Origin of the sequence: Fontimonas sp. SYSU GA230001, from assembly GCF_040066175.1 — a bacterium.
GTDB lineage: Bacteria > Pseudomonadota > Gammaproteobacteria > Nevskiales > Nevskiaceae > Solimonas.
Map to the genome: position 1 here is coordinate 17428 of NZ_JBEAAM010000002.1, position 19576 is coordinate 37003.

Consider the following 19576-nt stretch of genomic DNA (forward strand, 5'->3'; position numbering starts at 1 on the left):
TCAGTGCGCCGTCACCGGCGCGCGGTACGCCGAGATGTCGCGGATCAGGTCGTCGGCCGAGAGCTGGGTCGCGTTCTTGCCGCCGAGGAAGCTGGTCAGGCCCGCCTTTTCATAGTGCGCCTTGATGCGGTCGCTCATCAGCCCGATGTATTCGAGATTCGGAATCAGCCGCAGGAACATCAGGTGGCGGAACGCCGCCATCGACGGCGCGTTCAGGATCACCTCGTCCCAATCCTTCAGCGACAGCCGCCCCTCGAACCATTCGTAGTAGATCTCGTGCGACAGGAAGCGGTTGCGCATCAGCAGCGCGACTTCGTAGGACCAGTCCTCGCGCTCGCGCACCTCGGCCGGCGTCAGCTCCTTGGTGATGTGCTCGCGCAGCGCCAGCACGCCGTAGTGGACGTGGCGCGCCTCGTCCTGGATCACGTACTTGAGCAGCTGCTTGAGCAGCGGCTCCCTGGTGAAGTTGTACATCGTGCCGAACGCGCCCAGCGCCAGGCCCTCGACCATGATCTGCATGCCGAGGAACTTCACGTCCCAGCGTGAATCGGTGAGCAGGTCGTCGAGGATCACGAACAGGTTGTCGTTGACCGCATAGACCTTCTGCAGCTTGGTATCGAGGTAGCGCAGGAACACTTCCAGGTGCCGGCCCTCGTCCATCACCTGCGTCGCGCCGTAGAACTTGCCGTCCATCCACTGCACCGACTCGGTGACCTGGGCGGCGGCGTAGAGCGCGCCCTGTTCGCCGTGCATGAACTGCGACAGCGTCCACGACGCGATGTCGTTGGCGAAGCGCAGCTTTTCCTTGTCGTTGAGCTTGATGCCTTTCGCCTCAAGACCGGCGAACGGCGGGTAGTCGAGCGGCATCACCATCGTGTCCGGGTTTTCGAGATCGACGGACGTCGCCCAGTCGAGGTCGCGGTCGCCGTTCCACTGGTTGGCGACCGCACGGCGGTACAGGTCGTACATCTCCGGAAACTCGCCCTGGTAGGTCAGCGAGAAGTGCGCCGCGTGACGGCCCGGCATCTGCACGGCATCGCCGTCGCGCGCCGTGCCCTTGATCAGGCCGCGGTACACGGACGGCGCCATCGACGCGGCAACCTTGAGATTGCCGACCGAGGACATCACGCGCAGGTTGTCGAGCGCGCCGTAGATGGTGTTCTGCGCCTTGCGCGGCAGGCCGTCGAGCATCCGGTCCAGCGTGGTCATGTCATCTCTCCTCAAGCATCCACGGTGATGGGGGTGGTCGCGCAGGCCGAGCAGGCCAGCGTGTAGCCGGCGCTGCGCTCCTCCGGCGTCAGGCAGTTGGGTTCGTCGAGGCGCACCTGGCCATCGACGATGCGGACCTTGCAGTGTCCGCAGCCGCCGACGGTGCAGCTGAAGTCGAGCCGCAGACCGGCCCGCGTGCCCGCTTCGAGAATGGTTTCGCCCGGCTGCTGCGTCACGGTGCGCTCGGAGCGGCGGAAGAAGATGTCCTGCGGCTCGGTCGGTCGCGGCTGGTGGCGCGGCGCCGGGACGAAGCGTTCGCGACGGATGCGCGCCGGATCGAAGCCGGCGGCGCGCAGGCCGGCGTCCGCGGCGTCCATCAAGGCCTGCGGCCCGCACAGATAGACGACACCCTGCGCATCCGGCCGCAGCAATCCGGCTAGCGTTGCTGCGTCGGGACGGCCGGTATCGGCGGTGAACACCGGCGTGTACTCGAGCGCGGCGTAGCGCAGCGCCAGCGCCTCCAGGCGCTCGTGGAAGATCGCATGGGCACGGTCGCGGTTGACCGTCACCAGCCGCACCGGGCGTGTCGGCTGCTGCGCCAGCGCGGTCTCGACCAGGCTGATCACCGGCGTGATGCCGCTGCCGCCGGCGAGCAGGACCAGCGGTCCGCTGTGCCCGGCATCGAGCGTGAAATCGCCCCCCGGCCCGATGACGCGGTAGCGGTCGCCGACCTTGAGTTGCTGCGCGATGTAGCGGGACACGCGGCCGTCCGGCAGCAGCTTGATCGTGCAGGACAGCGCCCCGCCCTCGGCACTGCTCAGGCTGTAGGCGCGGCGTTCCTCGGCACCGTCGATCGTGAAGCAGTGGGTCAGGTACTGGCCGGCCCGGAACGGCAGCGTGCGCCCATCCTCGGGCGCGACGGTGAGCGTCACCGCATCCTCGGTTTCCCGGCGCAGCGCGGTGACGCGCACCCAGCGCGGCGGCGCGACCGGCGCGTGCAAGGACCAGCGCCGCGCCGGACCGCCCGGACGCGGAAGAATGATGCGACGCGAATGCGATCCCAACATGCCCGACCCTGTTCTGCGAACTCGCCGGCCCCGACTATGGCGGTGACCGCGCCCGCAGTCAACCGATCGTTCAATTACTCCCGCTACGGCGGATCGGCGTTGTCCGCGGCCGCGCGCGGACGGGCCGGATGCGGGCCCGCGGGATCGCGGATCACGGCGGTGAAGCAGATGCGATCATGGATCGCCTGCCGGTTCGGATCCCAGAAGACCTGCAGGAATCCGAGCAGGCCGGTCGCAAAACCGGCCGCATAGCCGCCGTAGCGCTCGAAGGCCGCCCAGTAGGTCAGTGGCTCGCCGCGCAGCGAGATCACGCGGATGCCGAGCAGGCGCTTGCCGGGTGTCTGGCCGTTCCACAAGACCGTCAGCAAGGTGAAGTACACGGCGCCCCAGCCGAAGCTGAAGCCGAGCTCGGACGCCAGCAGCCGGAGCGTGCCGAGCACGCTGATGCCGCCGTCGTGGATCGGCGACGGAACGTCGCCGTCACTGCCCGGTGCGGTCGCAGGGGCCGGCGTCGGGGCTGCCGGCGCTGGCGCCCGCGCGCGCAGGCGTGCCGCCTCGTCCGCGTCCGCCGCGGTCGCGGCGGCCAGCTCGTCGAGCAGTTCGCGCTGCTCCGCCCCCGGCATCCGGCTGCGGGCCAGCGCGGCGGCCAGCTCGTCGAAGCGCGCCTGCCGGCAGGACGCATCGGCGCAGGCCTGGAGCTGCGCGAGGCTCACGCCGGCCACGACGGCGTCCCGGCCGCGCAGCGTCCCGGCCTCGGCGGCAGTGCCGTTCCGGGTGCCGGTGATCCGCTCCCACAAGGGCTGCAGAACCGACAGCGCGCCGGCGAACAGGATCACGGCGCCGAGCGCCGCCGCCGTTGCGCGCAGCGCACGGCGGCCGCGGCCGCTGGGTGCCGATCCCGCGCGCATCCAGCCGTAGAACAACACGGCGGCCGCCATCGCCAGCAGCAGGCCACCGGCTTGCGCGATGACGGCGACAAGGAGCGCGTCGATGCCGACGGCCAGCAGCCGGCGCATCGGGCTCGCCAGGCGCAGCCCGTACAGCGCCGGCAGAACCTGGAATGCATCCGGCGTGATGATGTCGCGCGGATCCGCGCCGGGACGTTGACGGGAGATCGGGTCGGACGGGTGCATGCGTTGCAGCGGATCGTGGCCTTGCGGCAGTCGTGCACGCGACTATGGCACGCACACGCGCTGCGCGCCGCTCGCCCCCCCGGCGGTCTCGGCCTTGGATCCGCGCCGTGTTCAGAACCGCCAGCGCACGTTGAGCTGCCAGACCTTGTCGTCGCTGTGATGGTTGGTGACGCCGTCGCGCCAGTTGCAGTGCTGGAGGGTGAGCTGGGCATTGCCCGGCATGCCGGCGAGCTGATCCATGTCGAGCATCAGCTGCGGTGTCAGCACGACCTGACGCTCGGTATCGACCCGGTGCGGCCCGCGCTCGCGCTCGGCGTTGATGACCTCGACGCTGCCGCCCACCGACCACAACCGCGCCGGCCCGGCATCGCCGTCCGACGACAACTGCCAGTGGCGGCCACGTTCGGGATCGTCCTGGTCGGGGAACAGGTTCAGGTGCAGGTTGCCGCCATCGGGCAGGCCGAGATCCAGTTTCACGCCGCCGCGCAGGCTCAGCAGGCTGTCGTTGAACTGCCAGGTGCGCGTGCGCAGCAGATCGGCAAGCTTGCGCAACGGCGCCGCGATCCGGTCATCCGGCGGCGTATAGCTGATGCGATATGCGGAAGCGACGCCCGGCGTCCACGACGGCAGGGCCTCGATGCTCAGCGACGCCCGGGACGGACCGGCGGACTGGGGTACCGGCGCCTCGCCCGACGATGCCGCCGACGGCGCGTGCGGGCTGAGCCAGAGCAGCACGGCGTAGAGGCCGCGTCGAAGCGGGTTGAAGCCACCTCTGCGTCGCCGTTCCCTGCCCATATAGCGCATCGCCACACCTCGTCCGCACGCGCTCATTTAGCGGCGCATCGCGGTCGCCTGCGCGGCCGGGACGGCTGACGCGCGCGAAGCGCCGACGAACGGGATGGGCTGCGGCTCCGGCGCGCGGACCCACCGCGGGTGTGTCGGGAATGACCTTACAGCGGCTGCGGCATGTGTCCGGCCAGCACCTGCTCGACCGCCCCGGAACGGTAGAAGCCCGCAAGCTGGCGGCGCAGGATGCCATCGAGCAGCTTCTTGCGCTTGAGCACCTTGATCACGTGCGGTGCGTAGCGCATCGCCTCGGCGATCATCAGATCGCGCGTGATGCCCAGATCGTCCAGCAGGTCACCGAGGTAGGCATCGCCGTATGCGTCGAAGAAGGCATCGATGCCGGCGTCGATCAGCCTGCCGTAGAACTCGGTCTTGCGCAGCTCGCGCCAGTACTCGTAGCCGATCACGAACAGGTCTTCGAGATCGTCACCGTCGATGTGGTCGCGCAGCGTGCCCAGCGGCGTGAACTTGCTGCGATCCCAGATCTCGCGCGCCATGTCGCGCAATGCCTCGTCGTTGAGGTGCTTGAGCACGAAGTCCGCGCTGGACTTCGCGGTCGCCTCGACGCTGCGCGCGACATACTTCTTCAGCTGTTCGTCGAGCGAGGCTTCGAGGCCGGGGCTGGCCTTGCTCATCACGCTGCGGCCGAGCTTCATCACCGAGCTGGCACCGGGGATGCCGCGGGTCAGCTCGGTGCTGCGCGCGAGATAGCCCTTGATGCCGTGGTACAGCAGGTCCGACGCGAAGGCGATGTAGATCGGACTGGTCGCGATCTCGCGCACCAGCCCGTCACGCAGCGACCTGAGTTCCAGCAGCTTGTCGATGAACTCCGTGTAGCGGGTGTGCGTGACGATGTCCTTGGGCGTGGTGTGGTCGAGCACCTTGTGCGCATAGACCGCCTGCGCGACGTCGGCGACCAGCTGCGGCAGTCCGCCGCCCATCTCGATGTCGGCGGCGTAGGTGCGCGCGGTGTCCTTGATCATCTTCGCGCTGACCACGTCCTTGAGCTTGAGGCGCATGCCATCGACCAGCAGGGCATCGAGCTCGGCCTCGATCAGTGCCTGCAGGCCGTCGCCGCTCAGCTGCGCGACGAGGTAGGCGACGTGCGCGTCGAGCAGCGCCTCGGCGACATCGTGGTGCTTCTTCTTGGTCATGGACGTGATCTGGCGAATGGAGGGCGTCAGCGGCATCGGCGCCGCTGCAGGCTTTCACTCAGGACGCGGTCGCGGGCGGAATGCTACGGTGCCGCCACCCTCCCCCGAGCACGCACGATGAAGCGAATCCTGCCGGTCCTGATTGTGACGATCTTCCTCGGCGCCTGCGCGACCGCCGCGCCACCGGCCGCTGTCGCGCCGGCGGCCGACGTGCAGAAGCTGTTCGCCGACTACTGGGAGGAATACCTGCAGCTCTACCCGCTGGAGGCGACGTTCGCCGGCGACGAGCGCTACGACGACCGTCTGCCGAACATGCTCGCACCGGACTTCCGCGCGCGCGAGCACGCCTTCCGCCGCAAATGGCTGGAACGCGTCCAGGCGCTGGACACTGCGCAGCTCGGCGACCAGGACCGGCTCAGTGTCGAGATATTCCTGCGCGACCGCACCGAAGCCCTGGAGGGCGAGCGCTTCCCCGAACATCTGCTGCCGCTCAACCAGTTCTACAGCTTCGCCAATCTGGCCGCGCAGCTCGGCTCCGGCACGTCGGCGCAGCCGTTCCGGACCGTCGCGCAGCATGAGCGCTGGCTGCGCCGCGCCGCGCAGCTGCCGGCGATCTTCGACCAGGCCATCGCCAACATGCGCGAAGGCATGACCCGGGGCATCGTGCAGCCGCGCGCGCTGATGGAGAAGGTCGTGCCGCAGCTCGATGCGCTGGTCGTCGATGATCCGCGCCAGAGCCTGTTCTGGATGCCGGCGGCGAACATGCCGTCCGACTTCGCGGCGGCGGACCGCGAACGCCTGAGCGCGGCCTATCTGGCCTTGATCGACGAACGGCTCACCCCGGCCTACCGGCGCCTGCGCGACTTCGTGCGCGACGAGTACCTGCCCGCAGCGCGCACGAGCGCCGGCCTCGACGCGCTGCCGGACGGCGCCGCGTGGTACGCCTACAACGTGCGCCGCATCACCACGACCGGGCTGACGCCGGCGCAGATCCATCAGATCGGCCTCGACGAGGTCGCGCGCATCCACGCCGAGATGCGGCGCGTGATCGCCGCGCTCGGCTTCAAGGGCGACCTGCACGACTTCTTCCGTTTCCTCGCCACCGACCCGCGCTTCGAGTTCGCCAGCGAGGAGGCGCTGCTGGCGGCCTACAACGGCCTGCGCCAGCGCGTCGATGCCGGCGTGCCGGCGCTGTTCTCGGTCACGCCACGGGCCGGCTTCGAGATCCGTCCGGTCGAGGCCTTCCGCGCAAGGTCCGCCGCCGGCGGCGAGTACCAGAGCCCGAGCGAGGACGGCCGCCGCCCCGGCGTGTTCTACGTCAACACCTACGACCTGCCGTCGCGCAAGACCTGGGACATGGAGGACCTGTACCTGCACGAGGCGATCCCCGGTCATCACTTCCAGCTGGCGATCCAGCAGGAACTCCGCGGCGTGCCGGCGTTCCGCCGCTTCGGCGGCTACACCGCTTTCATCGAAGGCTGGGCGCTGTACACGGAATCGCTGGGCAAGGCGCTCGGCGTGTACCAGGACCCGTATTCGTACTTCGGCTACCTGCAGAACGAGCTGTGGCGCGCGATCCGTCTGGTCGTCGATACCGGCCTGCACAGCCGCAACTGGACGCGCGAGCAGGTGATCGAATACATGCTGGCCAATTCCGCCGAGAGCGAGACGCAGTCGATCGCCGAAGCCGAGCGCTACATGGCGATCCCCGGCCAGGCGCTGGCGTACAAGATCGGCGAACTCAAGGTCAAGGAACTGCGCGCGCGCGCCGAGTCGCAGCTGGGCGCGCGCTTCGACATCCGCGCCTTCCACGAGGAAGTGCTCAAGGACGGCGCCGTGCCGCTGGATGTCCTCGACGCGAAGATCACGCGCTGGATCGCCGAGCGGCAGCGCGGCTGACGGACGGAGCGATGGACGCAGCCATCGAGATCACGCCGGCGCTGCGCCTGCCGCCGGGCGAGATCGAGTTCAGCGCGATCCGCGCGCAGGGTGCGGGCGGCCAGAACGTGCACAAGACCTCGAGCGCGGCGCAGCTGCGCTTCGACGTGCCGGCGTCGTCGCTGCCGGACGACTGCAAGGTGCGCCTGCTGCGCCTGCGCGATCAGCGCATCGGCAGCGACGGCGTGATCGTCATCAAGGCGCAGCGCTTCCGCAGCCTGGAGCTGAACCGCGCCGATGCGCTGCGCCGGCTCGTCGAACTGATCCGCCGCGCCGCACAGGTGCCGCGTGTGCGCAAGGCGACCCGGCCGCCGCGCGCCGCGCAGCGCAAGCGGCTGGACCTGAAGACACGGCGCGGCCGCCTCAAGACACTGCGCGCACGGCCGCAGGACTAGCGTCCGCAGCAGTCCGGCGGCGCCGCTGCCATCATGGCGGCCATGTCCGCCGAGCTGTACACCTCGCCCGCCTACCTCGAAGCGCTGGAAGCGCACGGCTGCGTCGGCCCGGGAACCGGCTGGACGCCCGCGCATCTGCGCCTGGCCGGCGGCGCGCACGCACCCTGCTACCGCAAGTCGCATTCGTGGGGCGAATTCGTCTTCGATTTCGCCATCGCGCGGGCGTACGCGGCGCGCGGCCTCGCCTACTACCCCAAGCTGGTCTGCTGCGTACCGTTCACGCCGGTGCCGGGACGACGTCTGCTCGCGGACGATGAATCCGCAGCGCACGCGCTCGCCGACGCACTGATCGAGCAGGTCCGGCACCAGGCCGCGTCCGGCATCCACGTCCTGTTTTCGACGGCGGCGGAAGTGCAGATGCTGGAGGCGCGCGGCTGGCTGCCCGGCCAGCAGCTGCGCTATCGGTGGTCCAACCGCGGCTACGTCTCGTTCGACCATTTCCTCGACGCGCTGAGCGCCAAGCGCCGCAAGAACATCCGCCGCGAGCGCCGTCTCGTCGCGGCGCTCGGGCTGCGCATCGACTGGCGCACGGCAGCCACGCTGTCGGACGACGAATGGGCGCGCGTGTACGCGCTCTACGCGAACACCTATCACGAACGCGGACAAGCGCCGTATCTGACTCTCGGATGCCTGCGCACCTGGGCCGAGCGCTGCGGCGAACGCATGCTGCTGTGCACCGCCACGCGCGACGCCGACATCGTCGCGATGGCCTACTTCTTCCGTGACGACGAGACCCTGTACGGCCGCCACTGGGGATCGGCGACGCGCGACGAACTGCTGCACTTCGAGCTGTGCTACTACCAGGGTATCGACCACGCGATCCGCCACGGCCTAAGCCACTTCGACGCCGGCGTGCAGGGCGATCACAAGCTGCTGCGCGGATTCGAGCCGGTGCGCGATCACTCCGCGCACTGGTTCGCGCACCGCGGCTTCCACGAAGCGGTCGGACGGTACTATGCGCAGGAGCGCGCGGCGCTCGACGCACGCATCGCGGCGCTGGCGCAGCACGGCGCGTACCGGTCGCCGCCGTAGCCGCTCAGCGCTTCTTCGGCCAGGTCAGCAACGAGAACGCCGCGATCAGCGCGGCCATCAGCCCGAGCCACAACGCGAAGCCGTATTCCTGCGCCGCGAGGCCCAGCGCCGCGACGGCCGCGAACAGCACCGCCAGCCCGGCTTCGACCTGCTTGCCCAGCGGCCAGTCGGCGATCCGGAAATGCAGGCGCCCCGCACGCAGCTGCACGACCGCCAGCGCGAGCAGGCCGATGACGACGAGGATGAACAGCAGGCGTGCCATCGCTGACCGTTCAGTAATGCGGCGGCACTTCGTCCGCAGCACTGCCCTTCTGCGCACCCTCCGCGGCACGCGCGATCCGCGTCGCCAGTTCCCGGCACAGGCGTTCGAGCTGCTCGATGCTCTGCTGCTGCGCGGTGACGATGGCATTGAGCTCGTGCAGCGTCGCCTCCTGGTAGGTCAGGCGCGTTTCGAGATCGATCAGCCGGTCTTCCATCGCAGATCCATCCGCTACCAGCGCAGCAGCACGGAACCCCAGGTCATGCCGCCGCCGACGCCTTCGAGCAGCACCAGGTGCCCGGGCCGGATGCGACCGTCGCGCACCGCGGTGTCCAGCGCCAGCGGCACCGAGGCGGCGGAGGTGTTGCCCTGGCGATGCACCGTGGTGACGACACGCTCGCGCGGGATCCCCATCTTGTCGGCGGTGGCGTTGATGATGCGCAGATTCGCCTGATGCGGCACGAACCAGTCGATGTCGCTGCCGCTGAAGCCATTGGCTTCCAGCGCCTCACGCGAGCATTCGTCGAGCACGCGCACGGCGAGCTTGAACACCGCCTGCCCGTCCATCTCCAGGAATGGGTTGCCGCGAACCTTGCCTTCGGCGATGCCGCCGGCGACGCGCAGGATGTGCCCGTAGCTGCCGTCGGCGTACAGATGCGTCGAGTAGATGCCCGGCGCGTCCGACGGCTTGAGCACGACCGCGCCGGCGCCGTCGCCGAACAGCACGCAGGTACGGCGGTCGTTCCAGTCGAGCAGGCGCGAGAACACCTCCGCGCCGACCACCAGCGCGCAGCGGGACGCACCGCTGGCGACGAACTTGTCGGCCGTGGCCAGCGCGTAGATGAAGCCGGTGCACACCGCCTGCACGTCGAAGGCCGCGCCCTGCTTCACGCCGAGTTTGGACTGCAGGATGCAGGCCGTCGAAGGGAAGACCATGTCCGGTGTCGTCGTCGCGACGACGATCAGGTCGATGTCACCCGGCTCGACGGCCGCCGCCTGCAGCGCACGCCGCGCCGCATGCAGCGCCAGATCGCTGGTCAGCTCGCCGTCGGCCGCGACGTGCCGCGCCTCGATGCCGGTGCGCGAGACGATCCACTCGTCACTGGTCTCGATGCGTGCCGCGAGGTCGCTGTTGGTGACCACCCGTTCGGGCAGGTAGCTGCCGGTGCCGGCGATTCTCGAATATCCCATGGGCGGCAGCTTAACCGATGGCAGGTCCGCGCCGGACGTTCAAAGAAAAACCCCGGAGCGGCAGACGCGCGCCCCGGGGTCGTGGGTCCTGCCGTTCAGAACTTGGTCTGCACGCGCAGATACGGCGTCCTGCTGCCCCAGATCTCGTAGGTGTTGGGGTCGAAGGTGCTGGCGAAGGCCGAGTAGGCCTTCGGCGGATCCTGGTCGAGCACGTTGAGTACGCCCAGCACCAGCTTGGTGTTCCAGGCGGGCACGTCGTAGCCGAACTGGACGTCGTGATAGGTGGTCGCGTCGAGCTTGTTGAGCGGCGTGCCGTCGGCCTTGTGCGGACCGGAACACAGGCCGTACTGCTCCAGCGAAAGCACCGGGTACGGGTAGTTGCCGCCCTCCGCAGCACCGGGATCCTGGCGGCCGTCGTCGCAGACTTCATAGACGTGGTAGATGAAGCGCGAGCTCCAGCTGGCCTCGAAGGGGCCATTGGTCCAGGTCAGTGCCGCATTCATCTTGAAGCGCGGGATGGAACCGAAGCCGCCGAACTCCTGGCCGACCGCGCCCTGACGCTGCTCGCCGCCGTCCACCGTCGGCAGCACCGCGTCCCAGCGCGTCACGTAGGCGCCATCCGCGGTCAGCTTGAAGCTGCCGATCGGCGCAAGCCAGTCGTTCTGGATCTTCCAGCTCATGTTGAAGTCGAGGCCCTCGACATCCAGCGCCGCGAAATTCACCGCGGTCGCGAGGATCTTGGACAGCTCGCCGTTGGACGAGCGCTGCACGCGATCGCACAGTGAGCGCGAGTCCGGATCGGCGCGGTAGCAGAAGGTGAAGATCTGGTCCGAGCCGATGAACGAGATGAAGTCCTTCAGCTCGATGCGGTACCAGTCCATCTCGAACGAGAAGTCCGGGAAGAACTCCGGGCTCCAGACGAAGCCGGCCGTCGTCGAGGTCGCGGTCTCCGGCTTCAGGTCCGGGTTGCCGCCGAACACGGTCGGGATCTGCGCGTTGGTCTGCGAATCCGCGGCGCCGTCGGCATCGCAGTTCGCCGCCACGTTGGGATTGCTGTTGCGCTCGTCCGACGCGCAGGGATCGGTCTCCTCCGGGAAGCTGGTCACCGCACCCAGGTACAGCTCGGTGATCGACGGTGCGCGGAAGGCCTCCGACCAGGTGCCGCGCAGCAGCAGGCCGTTGAGCATGCGCCACTCGACACCGGCCTTGCCGCTGGTGTTGGTGCCGATCTCGCCGTAGTCGGAGAAACGCGCCGCGAGGCTGACGTTGAGCCCGTCGATCAGCGGAACGTCGCGGACCAGCGGAATCGCCAGCTCGGCATAGGCCTCGAAGGCATCGTAGCTGCCCTTGGTCGGCGCGGACGCATTGGTGCTGCTGGTGCCATTGACCTTGAGCGGGTCCGGTTCGCTCTGGAAGGATTCCGTGCGCAGCTCGACGCCGGCGGCGATGCCGAGCTGGCCACCGAGGAAGATGCCGTCGAGCAAGGGGAGATTGGTCGTGGCGTTGCCGTAGAACAGGCGCTGACTCTGCCGCGAGGTGTCGTGCGCGGTGTAGGTGATGTAGGCCAGCATCTCCGGCGTGATCGTGCCGGGGCCGCCGAAGATATCGAGCGGCACGCAGCCGGCAGCCGCCGGCGGCGCGGTCGCCGTGTCGGTATCGACGCAGTCGGCCAGCGGGCCGAGCGCACGCGCCGCGTGGGCCATGTTGACCAGGCCCTGCTCGGAAGTGCTCTGACGGTTCTGCGAGTAGGCCGCACCCAGATCCCAGCTGACGAGATAGTCGAGCAGCGGGAACTGGCCGTCGAAGCCGCCGCCGATGCGGTAGGTATCGACGTCCTGCCGGAACAGGCGGGGACCGTACTCGACCAGGCGCCGCAGCGAAGCGCCGAGCCCGACCAGGCCGGCGGCCGGATCGGCCAGGCCGATGTCCTGCGGCGTCGTGCCGGGGATGTAGTACGGGCTGGCCGAGTTGGTCGGGTTGTACGGGTTGTCGGCGGCCACGTAGCCGAGATCGAAGGGCGGAATGCCCAGCGCGTCGCCGAAGCCGAACGGCGTTTCCGCGAGCCGCTGCGCCGACTTGCGGTTGTTGTACAGCACCTCGCTGGACGCGTGGATGCCGTTCTCGAAGTCGTGCGTGAACTGCGCGAACAGGCCGGTGCGCTCGCTGGGGGTCAGCAGGTAGTTGACCGGCGCGTAGTTGTAGGCATCGACGTTGGGATCGAAGCGCGCGAAGTTGCCGCTCGGATCGGTCCCCGCACCGCGGCGGCCGGCGAGATCGCACAGCGTCAGTGCCGAGCCGGCCGGGAAGGCCAGGCCCAGAGGCGGCGCGCCCGGGATGCCGGGATTGGCCGGGTCGCTGCCGACGACACCCCCCCAGGGATCGCTGAGCACGCCTTCGACGACGCCGCCCGACAGGTCGCGGCACAGTGCGTTGGGCGAGGTCGGATCGGTGTCGCCATTGGAGATCACGTTGCCGTTGCCGGGCGTGGGCACGAACAGGAAGCGACCGCCCGGCGTGAACGAGCTGCCGCGCGACAGCCCGGTACCGTACGTCGGATACGAAGATTCCTCGCGGTCGCCCGCGAGCACCTCTCCCTGATTCGTGTAGCTGACGTCCATGAACACGCCGGTCTTGCCGTTGAAGCTGCCGACCGAATAGCTGTAGGACTGCGTCAGGCCCTTGCCGTCGTCGTAGGTCTGTGCGTGGGCGCGGAACTGGCCGCCCTCGAAATCCCGGCGCGTCTTGATGTTGATGACGCCGGCGATGGCATCCGAGCCGTACACGGCCGACGCACCGTCCTTGAGGACTTCGATGCTGTCGATGATCGAAATCGGGATGGTGTTGAGATCCACGGAGCTGGTGCTGGTGGCGGCGACGCCGGACACCCAGCGCCGGCCGTTGACCAGCACCAGCACGCGGTTGGAACCGAGGTTGCGCAGATCGACCTCGACCGCGCCGTTGCCGCCGTTGTTGTTGGCGGTGTTCAGCGCCGCGCCGGCCTGCGGCAGGCCCTGCAGCAGGTCGCCGATCGAGGTCAGGCCCGAGCGCTCGATGTCGGCGCGCGTCACCACGAGCACCGGCTGCGCCGTCTCGTAGTCGGAGCGGCGGATGCGCGAGCCGGTCACCTCGATGGTTTCCAGCCTGGTCTTGCCCTCTGCCACTTCCGGCTCGGCCGCGGGCGCTTCCGGTTCGCGCAGCGGCTCGACCTGGATCGTCTCGACGACCGTCGAATCTTCCTGCTGGTCTTCCGGCTGGATCTCCGGTGTCGCGGCCGGATCGTCCGGCGCGGCCGCATCCGCGGCCTGCCCGTACTCCGGTTCCGGCAGCGGGTCAGCGTCCTGCGCCAGCACGGACGCCGCACTCAAAGAAAAAGCCGCCGCGAGCAGCCGCAGCGGCCAGGTACCCAGTCTCGTCGCCATCCCCAACTCTCCCAGCTCGCGGAATCCGGATGTCGGATAAGTGGATTCCGCCTGTAAGTGATTCCTTACATTATCGCAACCCGTCATCGGCCTGTCACCGGGGATTCACTCAGCGCCACGGCGGGCATGGCAGGGGCGAACCCGGTGACGCGGGCGGCGTCGGCCAGGAGTCGGTCCGCAGTCTCGGGGACTGCCTAAGACCGACGATCCCGTCGGTCCCGGACGCTCAGAACTTGAAACCCGCGCGGATATAACCGAAGCGTCCCGGCGTCTCGTAGTGATTCGGGTCGTAGTTGTACCAGTACAGCGACGTCAGGCTGCGCGAGATCGGCGGATCCTGATCCAGCACGTTGTTGACGCCGATCGCGATGTTCGCGTTGTAGTCGGACAGCTCGTAGCCGATCTGCACGTTGTGATAGAAGACCGTGCGCAAGCGGTTCTCGGGCGCCGGATTGCCTTCGGCATCGACGACGTCGGGATGGCTGCACAGGCCCAGGTCCTTGAGCGACGGCGTCGGGAAGAAGTCGCCGCAGGGCTCGGTCATGTGATAGGCCATGCGCGTGGACCAGCTCGCCTTCAGCCGGTCGAACTGCCAGCCGAGCGTCCCCGTTGCCTTCCAGCGCGGGAAGCCGAAGAACTGGCCCGAGACCTTGCCGACCTCGTTGCTGACCTCGTCCGGCTGTCCCGGACGCGGCGCGATCGAATCGAACTTGCTCAGATAGGACGCGTCCAGGTTGAGTTTGAAACGCCCCAGCGACTCGGGCAGCGGCAGCCCGTAGTTGATGCTGAAATCGACGCCGGCGGTCTCGACGCCGGCGAGGTTGAAATACGGCGTCTCGACGTAGGTCAGCGTTCCGGTCCCGTCACGGTGGATGTAGTCGCAGTAGTTGCGCTGTTCGGTCTTGTAGCAGGAGTCGAGGAAGAACTGTCCCTGGCCGATGACGACGAAGTCGGTGATCTTGATGTCGTAGAAATCGACGCTGACGTTCAGATCCCGGATCCAGGTCGGCGAATAGATCAGCCCGTAGGTCAGGTTCTTCGAGCGCTCGGGCTTGAGATCCAGGTTGCCCATCCACAGGTCGTAGGGCGTTGCCACGGTGTCGGACGATCCGCCGCCCGGCGTTCCATCCATCAGGCAGTTCTGGTCGGCGGTGTCGTTGTCGCCGGGATTGGCGCAGGGATCCGACAACGGGTCGTAACTCTGCGCGGCGCCGAGATACAGCTCTCCGACGTTCGGCGCGCGGAAACCGGTCGAGTACGTCCCGCGCAGCAGCAGGTCGTCGATCGGCTGCCAGCGCAGGCCCGCCTTGCCCGTGGTCACCGCACCGATCCGCGGATAATGCGAATAGCGGCCCGCCAGATCGAGATCGACGGCGGCCGCCAGCGGCGCATCCTTCAGCAGCGGGATGCCGAGCTCGACGTAGGCTTCGCGCGCATAGGTCCGGCCGCTCAGCGGATTGAGCGTGTTGAGGCGGATCAGACCCTGCTGGATCGTCGGGTCGATGTCGCTGACGTACTGGTCGCGGCGGAATTCGCCACCGAGCGCGACCGCCAGCGGCGCGGGCAGCCAGCCGTCCACCGGCAGCTGACTGGAAAAGTTCAGGTAGGCGATGTCCTGCCGCGTCCGGTTGCGCTGCCAGTTGTGGGTGACGATGAAATCGATCGCTTCCTGGGTCAGCCCGGCCGGGCCCTGGAACACGTTCAGCGGCGCGCAGTCCCCGCTGCAGGTGCCGAAGTTGCCGAGCGCGATGCCGGCGCGTTCATAGTTGACCGACGGCAGGATGTCTTCGATCTTGCTGCGCGAGTAGATGTAGCCGCCTTCCCAGGAAACCGGCAGACCCGCGAGACCGAAATCGCCGCTGAAACCGCCCCCCAGGCGCAGCGTGTCCACGGTGTCGATGAACGTCTGGTTGTTCTTGCCCGGACCCTGGCGGATCGCCCATGAACCGCTGCCGTCACCGATGCCGGTGCAGCTCGGCCCGGTCGGATCGCCGACGCCGGCCGGTCCGCAGCTGGAGTCCCAGCCGATGTCCTGCGCGAACGGGTTGTTGGGATTGGTCGCCGAGATGTAGGCCAGATAACCCTGCGGTCCGCCATCGAGATTCCCGCCGCCGAGGTAGGCGTTCTGGCCGACGCTGATCGATTCGCGCCGGTTGTAGAGGCCCTCGAAATTGAACGACAGGGTGTCGAACAGCCGCTGGTTGAACTGCGTGAAAAATGCCGTGCGCTCGTTGGGCTCCTTGAGCGTGCCGTCCGCAAAGCGGTTGTAGACGTCGTCCGGATTGTTGCGGTTGATCTGGTGGTAGTCCTGCGGATTCCCGGCGCCGCCGGTGGCGCCCGGATTGAGCGTCAGGTCGCAGAGCACCAGGCCCGCCGGGATCATGCTGGTCATCGCCACCGGCCCGCGCAGCGGGCCGAGCGTGCCCGGCACCGCGCCGGCGGCGATGCCGGCCTGCAGGTTCGGGCAGCCGTACATCGCGGCATGGATCGAATCGAGTTCGACGAAGCGCAGCAGCGCGTTGGGCGTGACGATGCTGTTGCGCGTGGGGCCCGCGCTGGGGCTGGCGGTGATGGCGCGATTGGTGTTGGGTGCTTCGGCCTGGTCGGTGTAGCTCAGGTTGAGAAACAGATTGGTGTCGGGCCGATTCAGGCCCCACGAGATCGACGCCTGCTGATTCGTGCCGTCGCCCTGCTGGTAGAACTGGCCGACGTGGTAGGACAGGGCAAGACCATCGAAGTCCTTGCGCGTGATGACGTTGACCACGCCGCCGATCGCGTCGGAACCGTAGATCGCCGATGCGCCGTCCTTGAGGATCTCCACGCGTTCGATGATCGCCGTGGGAATCGTGTTGTAGTCGGAAACCGACGTTTGCGTCTGGATCAGGCCGGTCACCCAGCGGCGACCGTTGACGAGCAGCAGCGTGTGGTTGGCGCCGAGGTTGCGCAGATCCAGATTGGTTTCGCCCATCGTCAGGGCGAATCGGCCCTGCTGCGCGCTGAGGCTGTTGTTGCCCGCGACCGTGATGTTGCGCAGGATCTCCGAGATGTCGGTCAGTCCCGTGCGCTCGAGATCCTGGCGCGTGATCACGACCACCGGCTGCGCGGTCTCGTAATCGGTGCGCTTCAGGCGCGAACCGGTCACCTCGATCGTCTCCAGCCGGGTCTTGCCCGGCGCGACGTCCGGCTCGGCCGCAGGCGGCTCCGGTTCGCGCAGCGGTTCGACCTGGATCGTCTCGACCGCCGCGCCCGTCTCGTCCGGCACGACCGCGTCCGCGGCCTGCCCGTACTCCGGCTCCGGCACCGGCTCGCCGTCCTGCGCCAGCACGGACGCCGCGCTCAAAGAAAAAGCCGCCGCCAGCAGGCGCAGCGGCCAGGCCTTCAGTCTCGTCGTCATCCCCCACTCTCCCCAAGCCGCGGAATGCGGATGTCGGATTTTTCCGTTCCGCCTGTACTCCTATTCCTACGTTATCGCAGCCGGGCATCGGCCCGTCACCGGGGATTCCCTCAGCGTCACCGGTGCGGCGGCGCGCGGCGCTATCATCCGGGCTCGCGCCGCGCAGGAGCTTGCCGATGAACCGCTGGATCGCCGGACTGATCAGCTGGATGACCGCCACGTATTCCGCCACCGCGTTCGCCGCCGTCGTCGAGCGTCCGTTCGACTACCCGGTCGGCGCGCAGACGCACCGCGGCTATTTCCTCTACGACGACACCGTGCGCACGACGCGGCCGCTGCTGATCGTCGTGCCCAACTGGCTGGGCGCCACCGCCGCCAACCGCAAGCAGGCCGGCGAGATCGCCGGTTCCGACTACGTGGTGTTCGTCGCCGACATGTACGGCAAGGACCGGCTGCCGGCCGATGCCGGCGCGGCCGGCAAGGCGGTCGGTGCGCTGTACGCCGACCGCCCGCTGCTGCGCGAGCGCATCCGTGCCGCACAGGCCGCGGCGCTGGGCGAGGTGCGCAGGGCCGGGCTGCCCGCCGATCCCGGGCGTGTCGCGGCGATCGGCTTCTGCTTCGGCGGCGCGACCGTCCTGGAACTGGCCCGCACCGGCGCCGACATCGCCGCCGTCGTGTCCTTCCACGGCAACCTGTCGCTGCCGGGAACCCCGGACAACGCACCGATCCGCACGCGCATCCTTGCGCTGCACGGCGACGCCGATCCCTATGTGCCCGCCGAGCAGGTGGATGCGTTTCAGGCGGAGATGCGCGAGGCAAAGGCCGACTGGCAGCTGGTGCGCTTCGGCGGCGCGGTGCACTCGTTCACCGACCCGGACGCCCGCCAACCGGGCCAGGCGATGTACGACGCCAAGGTGGCGCGCCGCGCGTTCGCGATGATGCGTGACTTCCTCGCCGAAGCCTTCGGCGGCTGAACTCCGCGTGCCTCCGTCGCCGGTCAGCCCGGCGGACGCAGGAACGGCAGCAGATCGCCGGCCAGTGCGGCGAAATCGCGGCGCAGCGTGGACATCGGCATGAATTGGTGGTCGATGCCGTCGAATCCGGGCACGACCACTTCGCTGATCAGCGCATGATCGACGCCGTCCTGCAGGTGGCAGGCCTTCCAGCAGCCGCCCGGTACCTGCAGGAAGATCTGCTCGCCCTCGCCGCCGCCGAGCACGACGCGCTGGCAGACCCCGGACTCGGGCAGCAACAGGTACTCCACCGGGCCGCCATCCTGCAGGTAGTGCAGGACGGTCGAACGGTTGCGGTGCAGGTAGCCGACCGGCGACTTGCGGCTGAGCAGGTAGTGGATCGACGTCACCAGCGGACGGTTGCCGCTCAGCGTCGGATAAGCGCGCTCATCGGTGTAGATGCGACGGAAATGCCCGCCCTCCGGATGCGGAGCGAGATCCAGCCGCTTGATCCAGTCCACCGCGTCGGTCATGCAGGTCTCCCGTCGGCTTCGCTCGTCACCCTGGACATGCTCGCTCAGCCGAGCAGGAAGCGTGGCGTGAAGATCGCCGCCAGGTCCGGCGCACGCCGCGTCGCCGGATCTTCGCGCTGCCAGGCCCGGTAGTCCGCGAGCAGCGCCTTGAGCACGTCGCGGCGGCTGACCATGCCCTGCAGCACCTGCCCCACGGCCACCGGCACGTGCCGATAGCCGTGCTGCATGAAGATCGCCGCGAGCGTGTACAGATCGGTTTCGGGCCGCACGCACACCGGGTGAGGACGCATGACCTCGGCCACGCGCAGGTGCGGCTCGGCGTGCATCTTGCCACTGGCATAGCACTGCAGCAGATCCTTTTCCGACACGAAGCCGACGAGGATCTCCCGCGTGAAGTCCTTCTCGACCACGGCCGCGTTGGAGACGCTCCGCTCGCACAGCAGCTCTGCCGCCGCCGCCACTTCCATCTTCGCATCGACGCTGACCACGTCGCGCGTCATGATCTCGCTCGCCAGAATCCGGTGCTGCATGAGTCCCTCCTCGTGTACCGGCCTGGACCGGCGATCCGGCACCACGCTAAGGCAGCGCCGCCGGGGCGCGCATTGACATGGGTCATCCCCGCTCGCGGCATTGAAAGCCCCGGCACCCTTCTCCAACAATGGAGTCCTTCGCCGGAGCCGCGCATGAATCTGCAACAACTGCACCGCGACCTCAACGAGCTGCGCGCCGAACTCGACCGCCTGCCGCCGGACGCGCCCGGGCGCGCGCGCCTGCGCGACCTCGCGGCGCGCATCGAGGCACAACTCGACGCATCGCGTCCGTCCGAACCGCACGCATCCCTGGTCCATGGCGTGCGCGATGCAGTCGCGGAATTCGAAGTCGAGCATCCGCGCGCCGCCGGCGTACTGCAGCGCATAGTGCAAACCCTCAGCTCGATGGGCATCTGAACCGCGCTGGCACCGGCGCGAGGTTCTGCAATATGCTCGGACCTCG

The 19576-nt window shown here is 68.4% G+C and carries 17 protein-coding genes; 5 read left to right on the forward strand and 12 right to left on the reverse strand.

The genetic code is table 11. From position 1 onward, the window contains the following. From AAG565_RS01220 to AAG565_RS01240, 5 genes are all read right to left on the reverse strand, one after another. Positions 1-1209: a ferritin-like domain-containing protein gene (locus tag AAG565_RS01220; RefSeq protein ID WP_348817716.1), complete on the reverse strand. Its 1209-nt coding sequence runs from the start codon at positions 1207-1209 to the stop codon at positions 1-3. Between the two features lie 11 nt (positions 1210-1220). Beyond that, positions 1221-2276, reverse strand: a complete 1056-nt coding sequence (locus AAG565_RS01225) for a ferredoxin--NADP reductase (protein ID WP_348817717.1) — start codon at positions 2274-2276, stop codon at positions 1221-1223. Between the two features lie 83 nt (positions 2277-2359). Next, positions 2360-3409, reverse strand: a complete 1050-nt coding sequence (locus tag AAG565_RS01230; protein ID WP_348817718.1) for an RDD family protein — start codon at positions 3407-3409, stop codon at positions 2360-2362. 111 nt (positions 3410-3520) lie between these two features. Beyond that, a complete protein-coding gene (locus AAG565_RS01235; protein WP_348817719.1) occupies positions 3521-4144 on the reverse strand; it encodes a hypothetical protein in 624 nt (207 codons plus the stop codon). A gap of 215 nt (positions 4145-4359) precedes the next feature. Further along, positions 4360-5409 carry a hypothetical protein gene (locus AAG565_RS01240; RefSeq protein WP_348817720.1) on the reverse strand — a complete coding sequence of 350 codons (1050 nt, stop codon included), beginning with the start codon at positions 5407-5409 and terminating at the stop codon, positions 4360-4362. Positions 5410-5526: 117 nt separating this feature from the next. Between AAG565_RS01240 and AAG565_RS01245 the strand changes: the two genes are divergently transcribed. Genes AAG565_RS01245 through AAG565_RS01255 form a run of 3 tightly spaced genes read left to right on the forward strand, consistent with a single transcriptional unit; the run spans position 5527 to position 8834 of the window. Further along, positions 5527-7308, forward strand: a complete 1782-nt coding sequence (locus tag AAG565_RS01245) for a DUF885 family protein (RefSeq protein WP_348817721.1) — start codon at positions 5527-5529, stop codon at positions 7306-7308. A gap of 11 nt (positions 7309-7319) precedes the next feature. Continuing rightward, entirely contained in the window at positions 7320-7742 is a 423-nt protein-coding gene (gene arfB / locus AAG565_RS01250) for an alternative ribosome rescue aminoacyl-tRNA hydrolase ArfB (protein WP_348817722.1), read from the forward strand. A 33-nt stretch (positions 7743-7775) separates the two neighbouring features. Continuing rightward, positions 7776-8834: a GNAT family N-acetyltransferase gene (locus tag AAG565_RS01255; RefSeq protein ID WP_348817723.1), complete on the forward strand. Its 1059-nt coding sequence runs from the start codon at positions 7776-7778 to the stop codon at positions 8832-8834. Positions 8835-8838: 4 nt separating this feature from the next. Here the strand turns inward: AAG565_RS01255 and AAG565_RS01260 are convergent, their stop codons facing one another. The 5 genes from AAG565_RS01260 to AAG565_RS01280 form a co-directional block, all read right to left on the reverse strand. Continuing rightward, positions 8839-9096, reverse strand: a complete 258-nt coding sequence (locus tag AAG565_RS01260) for a hypothetical protein (protein ID WP_348817724.1) — start codon at positions 9094-9096, stop codon at positions 8839-8841. Positions 9097-9106: 10 nt separating this feature from the next. After that, entirely contained in the window at positions 9107-9310 is a 204-nt protein-coding gene (locus tag AAG565_RS01265) for a SlyX family protein (protein ID WP_348817725.1), read from the reverse strand. A 14-nt stretch (positions 9311-9324) separates the two neighbouring features. Next, a complete protein-coding gene (locus AAG565_RS01270) occupies positions 9325-10284 on the reverse strand; it encodes a beta-ketoacyl-ACP synthase III (protein ID WP_348817726.1) in 960 nt (319 codons plus the stop codon). A 95-nt stretch (positions 10285-10379) separates the two neighbouring features. Continuing rightward, positions 10380-13703, reverse strand: coding sequence for a TonB-dependent receptor (locus AAG565_RS01275; RefSeq protein ID WP_348817727.1), 3324 nt, complete (start codon positions 13701-13703; stop codon positions 10380-10382). 226 nt (positions 13704-13929) lie between these two features. Further along, entirely contained in the window at positions 13930-17097 is a 3168-nt protein-coding gene (locus AAG565_RS01280; RefSeq protein WP_348817728.1) for a TonB-dependent receptor, read from the reverse strand. Between the two features lie 176 nt (positions 17098-17273). Between AAG565_RS01280 and AAG565_RS01285 the strand changes: the two genes are divergently transcribed. After that, positions 17274-18071: a dienelactone hydrolase family protein gene (locus tag AAG565_RS01285; protein ID WP_348817729.1), complete on the forward strand. Its 798-nt coding sequence runs from the start codon at positions 17274-17276 to the stop codon at positions 18069-18071. A 23-nt stretch (positions 18072-18094) separates the two neighbouring features. Here AAG565_RS01285 and AAG565_RS01290 read toward each other — a convergent pair whose 3' ends face one another. Then, positions 18095-18583 (reverse strand): cupin domain-containing protein, encoded by a 489-nt coding sequence (locus AAG565_RS01290; protein WP_348817730.1) that lies wholly within the window; start codon positions 18581-18583, stop codon positions 18095-18097. 44 nt (positions 18584-18627) lie between these two features. Then, complete coding sequence (locus AAG565_RS01295; protein ID WP_348817731.1) at positions 18628-19113, reverse strand: CBS domain-containing protein; 486 nt, start codon at positions 19111-19113, stop codon at positions 18628-18630. A 153-nt stretch (positions 19114-19266) separates the two neighbouring features. On the opposite strand from AAG565_RS01295, the gene AAG565_RS01300 reads away from it, so the two are divergent. Then, positions 19267-19530 carry a DUF4404 family protein gene (locus AAG565_RS01300; protein WP_348817732.1) on the forward strand — a complete coding sequence of 88 codons (264 nt, stop codon included), beginning with the start codon at positions 19267-19269 and terminating at the stop codon, positions 19528-19530. Positions 19531-19576 lie beyond the last annotated feature (46 nt).

Bases quoted from the DNA above. Each gene is read 5' to 3' on its own strand.
- AAG565_RS01240 (WP_348817720.1), bottom strand. From the start codon at position 5,409: ATGACCAAGAAGAAGCACCACGATGTCGCCGAGGCGCTGCTCGACGCG.
- AAG565_RS01255 (WP_348817723.1), top strand. From the start codon at position 7,776: ATGGCGGCCATGTCCGCCGAGCTGTACACCTCGCCCGCCTACCTCGAA.
- AAG565_RS01225 (WP_348817717.1), bottom strand. From the start codon at position 2,276: ATGTTGGGATCGCATTCGCGTCGCATCATTCTTCCGCGTCCGGGCGGT.
- AAG565_RS01265 (WP_348817725.1), bottom strand. From the start codon at position 9,310: ATGGAAGACCGGCTGATCGATCTCGAAACGCGCCTGACCTACCAGGAG.
- AAG565_RS01220 (WP_348817716.1), bottom strand. From the start codon at position 1,209: ATGACCACGCTGGACCGGATGCTCGACGGCCTGCCGCGCAAGGCGCAG.
- AAG565_RS01230 (WP_348817718.1), bottom strand. From the start codon at position 3,409: ATGCACCCGTCCGACCCGATCTCCCGTCAACGTCCCGGCGCGGATCCG.
- AAG565_RS01300 (WP_348817732.1), top strand. From the start codon at position 19,267: ATGAATCTGCAACAACTGCACCGCGACCTCAACGAGCTGCGCGCCGAA.
- AAG565_RS01275 (WP_348817727.1), bottom strand. From the start codon at position 13,703: ATGGCGACGAGACTGGGTACCTGGCCGCTGCGGCTGCTCGCGGCGGCT.
- AAG565_RS01245 (WP_348817721.1), top strand. From the start codon at position 5,527: ATGAAGCGAATCCTGCCGGTCCTGATTGTGACGATCTTCCTCGGCGCC.
- AAG565_RS01270 (WP_348817726.1), bottom strand. From the start codon at position 10,284: ATGGGATATTCGAGAATCGCCGGCACCGGCAGCTACCTGCCCGAACGG.
- AAG565_RS01290 (WP_348817730.1), bottom strand. From the start codon at position 18,583: ATGACCGACGCGGTGGACTGGATCAAGCGGCTGGATCTCGCTCCGCAT.
- AAG565_RS01285 (WP_348817729.1), top strand. From the start codon at position 17,274: ATGAACCGCTGGATCGCCGGACTGATCAGCTGGATGACCGCCACGTAT.
- AAG565_RS01260 (WP_348817724.1), bottom strand. From the start codon at position 9,096: ATGGCACGCCTGCTGTTCATCCTCGTCGTCATCGGCCTGCTCGCGCTG.
- arfB (WP_348817722.1), top strand. From the start codon at position 7,320: ATGGACGCAGCCATCGAGATCACGCCGGCGCTGCGCCTGCCGCCGGGC.
- AAG565_RS01280 (WP_348817728.1), bottom strand. From the start codon at position 17,097: ATGACGACGAGACTGAAGGCCTGGCCGCTGCGCCTGCTGGCGGCGGCT.
- AAG565_RS01295 (WP_348817731.1), bottom strand. From the start codon at position 19,113: ATGCAGCACCGGATTCTGGCGAGCGAGATCATGACGCGCGACGTGGTC.